The sequence below is a fragment of the Streptomyces sodiiphilus genome (assembly GCF_039529215.1).
GTDB lineage: Bacteria > Actinomycetota > Actinomycetes > Streptomycetales > Streptomycetaceae > Streptomyces > Streptomyces sodiiphilus.
In genome coordinates this window covers 1-3,416 of sequence record NZ_BAAAMJ010000081.1, presented here as the reverse complement: position 1 = coordinate 3,416, position 3,416 = coordinate 1, and the positions used below count along the sequence as shown (strand labels likewise).

At 70.6% G+C, this 3,416-nt stretch carries 1 protein-coding gene; it reads left to right on the top strand.

All coding sequences use genetic code 11. The features are described 5' to 3' along the window. Positions 1-379: 379 nt before the first annotated feature. Positions 380-3,361 (top strand): sensor histidine kinase, encoded by a 2,982-nt coding sequence (locus ABD299_RS23855; RefSeq protein WP_425581408.1) that lies wholly within the window; start codon positions 380-382, stop codon positions 3,359-3,361. Positions 3,362-3,416 lie beyond the last annotated feature (55 nt).

Genomic DNA, 3,416 nt, shown 5'->3' with positions numbered 1-3,416 from the left:
CGAGGCCAAGAGCGCGCTGATCACCCTCGTCGAGCACGCACTCCTGGCCCGGTTGAACTGACGCACCGGGAGGGCCTGCCGGATGCCGGGGTGCATTGTGTTCTTGGCCACAGTGCCGCCCGCCTGTGTATAACGGTTCAGCAGGCAATCATCATGGCCTGTACACACGGGGCAAGCGCCTCATACCCCTGTGCGTACACCGGAGAGGTCCTTTGTTGGGATTTCGGGGTGAATGTCTGTTTTTCGGGTGGGGGTCTGCGGCGCGGGGCCGGATCGTCAGGGGATTGGAAAGTGCCGCCCTGACGTGCTGGAATCCAACGAACTCCGCAGTAGTGACGGCCCATCGGCGGCGACGGGCCCTCCGAGAGGTGACAGGCCAGTGAGGCGCAGCACGCAGGCTCTCCCCGGGACGGGGGAGCCGGACGCATCCCGGACAGCCGGGCGGGGCAACTTCACCCCGCCGTCGGCCGTCACGGAGCCGCCCGGCGACGACCGGCCCGAGACCTCCGGAACCGGAAGCAGATTCGCGCCCCGCAACTGGCGGGTGGCTACCCGTCTGAACGCCATCCTCCTGATCCCCGTGCTCGTCGCGCTCGTCTTCGGCGGGCTGCGCGTGCAGAGCTCCTACGACACCTGGCGCGAGGCGCAGGACGCCGAACGCATCGCCCAGCTGGTCCGCGCCGCCACCGCCTACGGCCACGCGCTGATCGACGAGCGGGACGTCTCGGCCGAGCCCCTGCTCGGCGGCGACGAGAACTCGCCCGTCGTGGAGACTGCCCGGCGCACCACCGGCCAGGCGCGCGAGGAGTTCCACGACCGGGTCGCCGACCTGCCCGACAACGACAGCCTGCGCCACCGTCTGTCGCTGTTCACGGAGGTCGAGCCCAAGCTGCCCGGCCTCCGGGAGGTCGCCTACACCGAGCAGACCGAAGGGGTGCAGACCGAGGAGGGCTACGTCGAGGTCCAGCACCCGCTGATGTCGTTCTCCAACGAGATGGGCCTGGGCACCGGCAATGTCACCACCTACGGCCGGACGGTCTACGCGCTCTCGCTCAGCAAGGCCGCCTCCTCGCTGCAGCGGGCCATCGGCACCCACCTGCTGGTCGCCCCCGGGCCGGGCGAGCAGCAGACCCGGATCCAGCTCACCGCCTTCACCTCGTATGCCTATCTGGAGAACATCGCCCGCGCCGAGTACGTGTCCGCGGGCACTCCACAGGACAGCGAGCGGCTCGAGGAGGCCATGGCCAAGGCTGCCGCGGCGGTCCCCGGCGCCCCCGACCTGGACACCATGGTGCAGCTCATCGCCTCCGGGGCCACGCCGGCCCAGCTGGCCGAGCAGGGGCTCACCCCGGAAGTGTGGTTCCGGGTTTCCACCGCGAAGTTCGACGCCTACCGGGAGGTGGAGGAGGAGCTCGTCGATGCCGCGGTGACCGAGGCGCAGGATGTCGCCGCCGCCGCCCGGCAGGACATGATCGTGAACGCCGCGATCGTGCTCACCGCGCTCCTGGTGGCCTTCGTGATCGCGGCCCTGATGGCTCACGCGATGAGCCAGAGCATGCGCCGGCTGCGGACCGCGGCCCTGCAGGTGGCCGAGGAACGGCTGCCCTCGCTCGTCGACCAGCTCTCCCGGACCGAACCGGGAGCCGTCGACCAGCGGGTGACTCCGATCCCGATCGACAGCAAGGACGAGATCGGGGAGGTCGCCCGGGCCTTCGACAGGGTGCACGGCGAGGCCGTGCGGCTGGCCGGTGAGCAGGCCATGCTGCGGGGCAACGTCAACGCGATCTTCACCAACCTCTCCAGCCGCAACCAGGGCCTCATCGAGCGGCAGCTGGCACTGATCACCGATCTGGAGAACAACGAGGCCGACCCGGATCAGCTCGAGAACCTCTTCCGCCTCGACCACCTGGCGACCCGCATGCGGCGCAACGGTGAGAACCTGCTGGTGCTCGCGGGTGAGGAGCCCGGACGCCGCTGGACCCAGCCGGTACCCCTGGTGGACGTGATCCGGGCGGCCGCATCCGAGGTGGAGGCGTACGACCGGGTCGAGATCTCCGGGGTGCCGGAGAGCGAGATCCACGGCGCCGTCGTCACCGACCTGGTGCATCTGCTGGCCGAGCTGCTGGAGAACGCCACTACGTTCTCCTCGCCGCAGACCAAGGTGCGGGTCACCGCCACCCGGCTCCCCGACGGCCGGATCATGATCGAGATCCATGACAAGGGCATCGGTCTGACGCCCGAGGACTTCGCGGAGATCAACCACCGGCTGGCCCAGCCACCGGCCGTGGACGCGGCGGTGTCCCGTCGGATGGGCTTGTTCGTGGTCGGCCGTCTGTCCGAACGGCACGGCATCCGGGTCCAGTTGCGGCCATCCGGAGAGCAGTCCGGCACCACCTCGCTGGTCATGCTGCCCGAGGTGATCACCCACGGTGGCGGGCCGCTCGACGAGGAGCAGTTCACCGTCTCCCGGATCGTCCCCGAGGGACCCATGGAGACTCCGGAGCAAGCGGGACTGCGCACGGCCGCGGAACTGGGCTTCGACGACACCCGCTACCAGAGAGCCGGGCAGGGCGCCGATGAGAGCCCCGCCGAGCGCGCGCTGCGCCGCGAGGAGCGCCGCGCGCTGCTGGAGTCCCAGCAGCAGCCGGAAGAGCCTCCGCAGCCCGCCTACGAGGACCAGGGTTACCCGGGCCACGGCCAGGGCTTCCCGGACCGGGCATTCGGCCGGCAGGACGTCCCGGAACAGCAGGGCTACGGTCAGGGGTACCCGGAGGCCCGGGAGGACGCCTACGGGCAGCCGGCCGGTGACGGCAGCCCGTACCACCGGAACCCGGCGCAGGACCCGCACCACAGGGGACAGCCGGAGCAGCAGTTCGGGGCGTTCCCGGGCCGGACCGAATCCGCGCACGACGCTCCCGCGGGCAGCGGGCAGCGCGTAGGCTTCAATGGACCAGACCCGGTCCCGGCGGACCCCTATGCGAACAGCGACGGGTTCCCGCGCGGGGACCTGACGTGGCAGCAGTCCGAGGAGGTTCCGGCTCAGCGACCGCGGGAAGAGCCCGGGGACCAGGCGTCCGGCGAGGCGCCGTGGGACCGGGGGCCGCGCCGGGAGGTGCGCACGGAGGGAACGACGTCCTCCGGCCTCCCCAAGCGGGTCCCCCGGGCGAATCTGACCGAACACTCCACGGAACAGCAGCCCGTACAGGGAGGTCCGCAGATCTCCCGTGATCCGGACGAGGTCCGCGGCAGGCTCAGCAACCTGCATCGCGGCGTCCGGCGGGGGCGCGGCGCCGGTACGGGCCGCACACGGAACGACCAACAGGGCTTCGGCCCCGGTAACACCTACGATCAGGAGCGTTAGTGTGAGCCCGATGAGCCAGGCGGCGCAGAACCTGAACTGGTTGATCACCAACTTC